We start from the raw sequence: 5,699 nt of genomic DNA, 5'->3' as shown, positions 1-5,699 counted from the left end.
CCGCAATTGCGCGCGCCATTACTGGCACACAGTGGAACGGGCTGACCTTTTTCGGGATCAAGTCTGGGGCGAGGAAGCAAGCATGAACAAGCCGACAACTCGCAAGCTCCGCTGTGCCGTGTACACCCGCAAATCCTCCGAGGAAGGCTTGGAGCAGGAGTTCAACAGCCTCGACGCCCAGCGCGAGGCCTGCGAAGCCTACATCGCCAGCCAGCGCTCGGAGGGCTGGACGATGGTGCGCGATCACTATGACGACGGCGGCATCTCCGGCGGCACGCTGGACCGCCCTGCTCTTCAACGCGTCCTGTCCGAAATAGAGGACGGGCTGATCGACGTGGTGGTGGTCTACAAGATCGACCGCCTCTCTCGCTCGTTGATGGATTTCTCGAAGCTGGTCGAAGTGTTCGACCGTAACAATGTCACGTTCGTCAGCGTTACCCAGAGCTTCAACACCACCACCTCGATGGGGCGGCTCACCCTGAACATCCTGCTGTCGTTCGCCCAGTTCGAACGCGAGGTGACGGCGGAGCGCATCCGCGACAAGGTCAAGGCCAGCCGGATGAAGGGCATCTTCATGGGTGGCACACCGCCATACGGCTACAAGCCGAAGGACCGGAAGCTGGTGATCGATGAGGCCGAGGCGAAGAATGTCCGCTGGATCTTTGCCCGATTCCTGGAAATCGGCTCGGCCACGGAGCTTGCGCGGGAGGTTGTGAGAAAAGGCATCCGCACGCCGCGCGGCAATGCCATGAGCAAGAACTTCCTCTATCGGATGCTGAACAACCGCGCCTACATTGGGGAAGCCGTCCACAAGGGTACCGGCTATGCGGGAGAGCACGAGCGCCTGATCGACCAGCGGACATGGGATCATGTCCAGTTCATCCTGAAGGAAAGCCCACGCCTTCGCGCCAGCAATACGCGCGCCGAGACGCCTGCCCTGCTGAAGGGCCTGCTCTACGGGCCGGATGACGCGGCCTTCTCGCCGACGCATACGCGGAAGGGCGACCACCTCTACCGCTACTACGTCAGCCAGACGGTCCTGAAGCACGGCGCTGGGAAATGCCCGGTGGCGCGCGTGCCGGCGGCGGAGATCGAGGCCGCCGTCATCAGTCAGATCCGCGGCATGCTGCGCGCGCCGGAGGTGGTCGTGGCAACCTGGCGCGTCGCGCAGCCGGAATGTGAGGGCTTGGCGGAGGACGAGGTGCGTGAGGCGCTGGCCGCGTTGGATCCGCTCTGGGTGCAGCTATTCCCCGCCGAGCAGGCGCGCATTGTACAATTGCTGATCGAGCGCGTAGACATCGGTACCGTCGGTTTGAGGCTGAAGTTCAGGGACAAGGGACTGGCGCAGATGGTGGCGGAGGTCGGCACCATTACCGGCAAGAGCCGAAAGGCGGCGGCATGACCGAGCAGACGACTACCGTCACGGTGCCGTTCGCCATCCGCAAGCGCGGCGGAAAAAAGCTCGTGATCACGCCGGACGGCACTGCGGCGACACCGGCACCGCGAGCACGGGTCGACAGCGCACTCCTCAAGGCCCTCGCGCGCGGCTTCCGGTGGCGTAAGCTGTTGGAAACCGGCGACTTCGCTACCATCGAGGAAATTGCAGAGGCTGAGAATATCAACCCGTCCTATGTAAGCCGGGTATTGCGCATGACGCTGCTCGCGCCGGAGATCGTCGAGGCCATACTGTCAGGGAGGCAGCCGGAGGGGCTGACGATGGCGAGAGCGATGCAGCCGTTTCCATGGGAATGGAAGCGCCAAGTATTCCCACGATGTCGCGAACCGTTCCCGATTTCCCAAGCCCGTGATAGGGATTTGGCATGATGATAAACCGCAAGCCCTTGCTGGCAATATGGATTGCGCTGGTAGCATCCCTCGGCACCGGCGTGACTGATTCCATGAGCGCTCCTACGATCCAAGGCACCGCCTCCGTCATCGACGGTGACACCATCGAGATACGGGGCGAACGAATCCGCCTCGATGCCATTGATGCACCGGAGAGCTCCCAGCTTTGCCTAGATGCCGCCGGCAAACGATATCGCTGCGGCCAGAAATCAGCCTTCGCGCTCGCTGATATGATCGGGCGGTCCACCGTTACGTGCCAACCAAAGGGCCGGGACCGCTACAAGCGCACCACAGCAGTCTGCTTCAAGAGTGGCACAAACCTGAACGCCTGGGTGGTCGCGCAGGGCTGGGCCGTGGCATTTCGGAAGTATGGAATCGATTACATTGACGAGGAGGACCAAGCCCGAATTGCCAGGCGCGGCATATGGGCTGGTTCGTTCGAGATGCCTTGGGACTGGCGAGCGCGGAAGAAATGAGCCGAAACTCCGCCCCACAGGCCCAGCAGGCGCCGCAGGACGTGTTGGCGGGGATTGTGGAGCGCGTGACGTTCCACAACGATGAGAATGGCTTCTGCGTGCTGCGCGTCAAGGCGCGAGGGCACCGGGACCTTGTGACGGTCGTTGGGCATTCCGCCGCCATCGCTGCAGGCGAATGGATTACTGCCACCGGAGAATGGTTCAACGACCGGACCCATGGACTGCAGTTCAAGGCACGGTTTCTGAAGACTACGCCGCCCACCACGGCGGAGGGTATCGAGAAATACCTGTCGTCCGGCATGATCCGCGGCATTGGCCCGGTCTATGCGAAGAAGATGGTGAAGGCGTTTGGTGAGCAGGTCTTCGACATCATCGAGGCCAACCCGGAACGCCTGCGTGAGGTGGACGGCATTGGCGTGGTGCGGGCGCAACGTATCACGGCGGCCTGGGCCGAACAGAAGGCGGTGCGCGAGATCATGGTCTTCCTGCACAGCCATGGCGTCGGCACGGCGCGCGCGGTGCGGATCTACAAGACCTATGGCGCCGACGCCATCCAGGTGATGACCGATAACCCCTATCGGCTCGCCCGCGACATCCGTGGCATCGGTTTCCGCACTGCGGATGCGATTGCCATGAAGCTGGGGATCGAGAAGACCGCCATGATCCGGGTGCGCGCCGGCATCTCTTATGCGCTGACCGAGGCGATGGACGAAGGCCACTGCGGGTTGCCGGTCGAGGAACTGGGTCCGCTGGCGGTGGAACTGCTTGATGTACCGAAGGAACTCATCCAGACGGCGCTGGACCTTGAGCTTGCTGAGGGCACCGTCATCGCCGATGCGGTGGGCGAAACCCGATGCGTGTTTCTTGCCGGCCTCTACAGATCCGAACAGGCCATTGCCGAGCGGCTGCGAACCCTGGCCACCGGCAAGCTGCCATGGGCGTGGATCGATCCTGACAAGGCGCTACCATGGATTGAGCAGAAGACCGGACTGAGCCTCGCCCCCACGCAGATGGAGGCGATCCGGCTGGCGCTCATGGCGAAGGTGCTGGTCATCACCGGCGGGCCCGGCGTCGGCAAGACCACCATTGTCAATTCCATCCTGCGCATACTTGCCGCGAAGGGCGTCAACCTTCTGCTCTGCGCGCCAACAGGCCGCGCGGCCAAGCGCATGACGGAAGCCACGGGCTTCGAGGCGAAGACGATTCACCGCCTGCTGGAGGTCGATCCCAAGGGCGGCGGCTTCAAGCGCAATGCCGAGAACCCGCTCGACTGCGAGTTGCTGGTGATCGACGAGACTTCCATGGTGGACGTGCCGCTGATGCACGCCCTTCTGAAGGCGCTGCCCGACTCCCCCGCCCTGCTCATCGTCGGCGATATTGACCAGTTGCCATCCGTTGGCCCCGGCCAGGTGCTGGCCGACATCATCCAGTCGGAGGCAATCCCCGTCGTGCGGCTCACGGAGGTGTTCCGACAGGCAGCGACAAGCCGCATTATCACCGCCGCGCATCGCATCAACAAAGGCCAGATGCCTGATCTCGCCAAACCTGAGGGGGACAGCGATTTCTACTTCATCAACGCGGCAGAGCCCGAGGCCGCCGTGCCGCTCATCGTCGACCTCGTCAAGAACCGCATCCCGAAGCGCTTCGGCTTCGATCCCATCCGCGACGTACAGGTGCTCTGCCCCATGAACCGCGGCGGCGTGGGCGCCCGCTCGCTCAACATCGAGCTTCAGGCAGCGCTGAATCCTGCCAAGGAGCAGAAGGTCGACCGCTTCGGATGGACCTTCGCGTCCGGCGACAAGGTCATGCAGATCGAGAACGACTATGAGAAGGAGGTCTACAACGGTGATGTCGGCTACATCGATGCGGTCAATTTCGACACCGGCGAACTGCTCGCCAGCTTCGACGGGCGCGCCGTCACCTACGGCTTCGGCGAACTCGACACGCTCGTTCCCGCTTATGCCGCGACGATCCACAAGTCACAAGGCTCCGAATACCCAGCCGTCGTCATTCCCGTCATGACCCAGCATTACGCCATGCTGCAGCGGAACCTGATCTACACCGGCATCACCCGCGGCAAGAAACTCGTCGTAATCGTTGGACAGGCCAAGGCGGTGGCCATTGCTGTAAAAAACGTCTCGGGCCGCAGGCGCTGGACGAAGCTTCGGGAATGGCTCATCAACGAAAAGGCAGACCACTGACATATGTTCCTGGCGCCCTGATCGCATAAACTTGATTTCCAGGGCTTTTGGAGCAGGTCTCGGGTTTGACGATGCGATACTGCTGTGGCAGCCCTTTGCATCCATTCTGCGCTCCAGATGGGCTATCTACGGATATGGGCGGCATTCCACAAAGCGCCACCGATCCTATCATAGCGATGGAGACGTCTAGCGGAGCATGTAAATGTAGGCGGAGCTGACACCGTGCTTGGCGGCTAATTCTGCGACTGGAACGCCAGCCTTTCGCTCAGACTTCAGAAGCTTCTTAAGCGCAAGTACTTCATTCTTGCTGCGCCGGATTCTAGAACCCGATGCCTTCCCGTTCTTTCCATTCGCGGAATGGACCTCCTGCTGGGCTTCCATCGAACTCACCAGCGTTTCCAAGCTGGTAATGATCTTACGCAGCTGAGCAACATGTTTGGATGGTCTTGCCATATTGTATTCCCCTATGCATTCCGCCCGCAGCTGATCAGGCAGTATTTGGCTATCGTTACCAGAACTGCGGCTCAACGCTCATCAACTGAATTAGTTCCAAATTGGTAAAAGTGCCAATGTGATGAATCAAGAAACTGAGAAGTCGCCTGCACGTTTTCGTGGCTCCTTTGAAAAACGAGTGGGTTATGCTGTTTGACCTTTAATCTTCGGGAAGTTGATTTTCCCGGCGATTAGGAACAGCACGGTCCGCTTAGTGCTGAACCGCTTGTAAACCCGGGCCTTGCGTTTGGCGGTCTAAACGAGCCCACTCAATGCCTCAAGCATGCCGTTGGTCTGGCCGGCCAGTTTCCAGGCAATGATGCCGCCGAATTGGGTTATGATCATACGTGCACTCCCCTTCACGGGAACTCTGTTCAGATTCCCCGAGCCACTTCTATTGTTCGCGTCAACTGAGCGGAGCGACCGTAGTGTAGTAGATTGACAGTTCCCGGCTACATAAGCCTCCGCAACAGCCCCCTCAAGTACTACGTAGCATCATTAGCTCATAGGCGTCTATCGCCTCATCTAGATTATCAAAAAACATTAAATCACCACCGTGAAGAACTGCCCCTCTCGTGCAATACTGCCTCAATGTCCCAGGATTATGCGATACAAGGATCACGTCAGAGCGATCAGCCCGCTCCTGAAAAGCTTTGAGTGACTTTGCGCGAAATTTCTGATCTCC

The 5,699-nt window shown here is 60.3% G+C and carries 4 protein-coding genes and 1 pseudogene; 4 read left to right on the top strand and 1 reads right to left on the bottom strand.

Features of this window, described 5'->3' with window-relative positions:
- Positions 1–82: 82 nt before the first annotated feature.
- From ACILRA_RS18750 to ACILRA_RS18735, 4 genes are read left to right on the top strand one after another with little or no spacing between them, the layout of a single operon-like run.
- Entirely contained in the window at positions 83–1,402 is a 1,320-nt protein-coding gene (locus tag ACILRA_RS18750) for a recombinase family protein (RefSeq protein WP_395663586.1), read from the top strand.
- Positions 1,399–1,824 carry a hypothetical protein gene (locus ACILRA_RS18745; protein ID WP_395663585.1) on the top strand — a complete coding sequence of 142 codons (426 nt, stop codon included), beginning with the start codon at positions 1,399–1,401 and terminating at the stop codon, positions 1,822–1,824. Before ACILRA_RS18750 ends, ACILRA_RS18745 begins: the two co-directional genes overlap by 4 nt.
- A complete protein-coding gene (locus tag ACILRA_RS18740; RefSeq protein WP_395663584.1) occupies positions 1,824–2,321 on the top strand; it encodes a thermonuclease family protein in 498 nt (165 codons plus the stop codon). The genes ACILRA_RS18745 and ACILRA_RS18740 overlap by 1 nt, the downstream gene beginning before the upstream one ends.
- On the top strand, positions 2,318–4,522 hold the full coding sequence (locus ACILRA_RS18735; RefSeq protein ID WP_395663583.1) for an ATP-dependent RecD-like DNA helicase: 2,205 nt from the start codon (positions 2,318–2,320) through the stop codon (positions 4,520–4,522). The genes ACILRA_RS18740 and ACILRA_RS18735 overlap by 4 nt, the downstream gene beginning before the upstream one ends.
- 970 nt (positions 4,523–5,492) lie before the next feature.
- Here ACILRA_RS18735 and ACILRA_RS18730 read toward each other — a convergent pair.
- Positions 5,493–5,699, bottom strand: a pseudogene (locus ACILRA_RS18730) (ABC transporter ATP-binding protein); the annotation flags it as partial.

Origin of the sequence: Aestuariivirga sp. (assembly GCF_044239095.1) — a bacterium.
Classification (GTDB): domain Bacteria; phylum Pseudomonadota; class Alphaproteobacteria; order Rhizobiales; family Aestuariivirgaceae; genus Aestuariivirga.
Note: the sequence above shows the minus strand (reverse complement) of the source record. Positions and strands in the feature narration are given on the sequence as shown.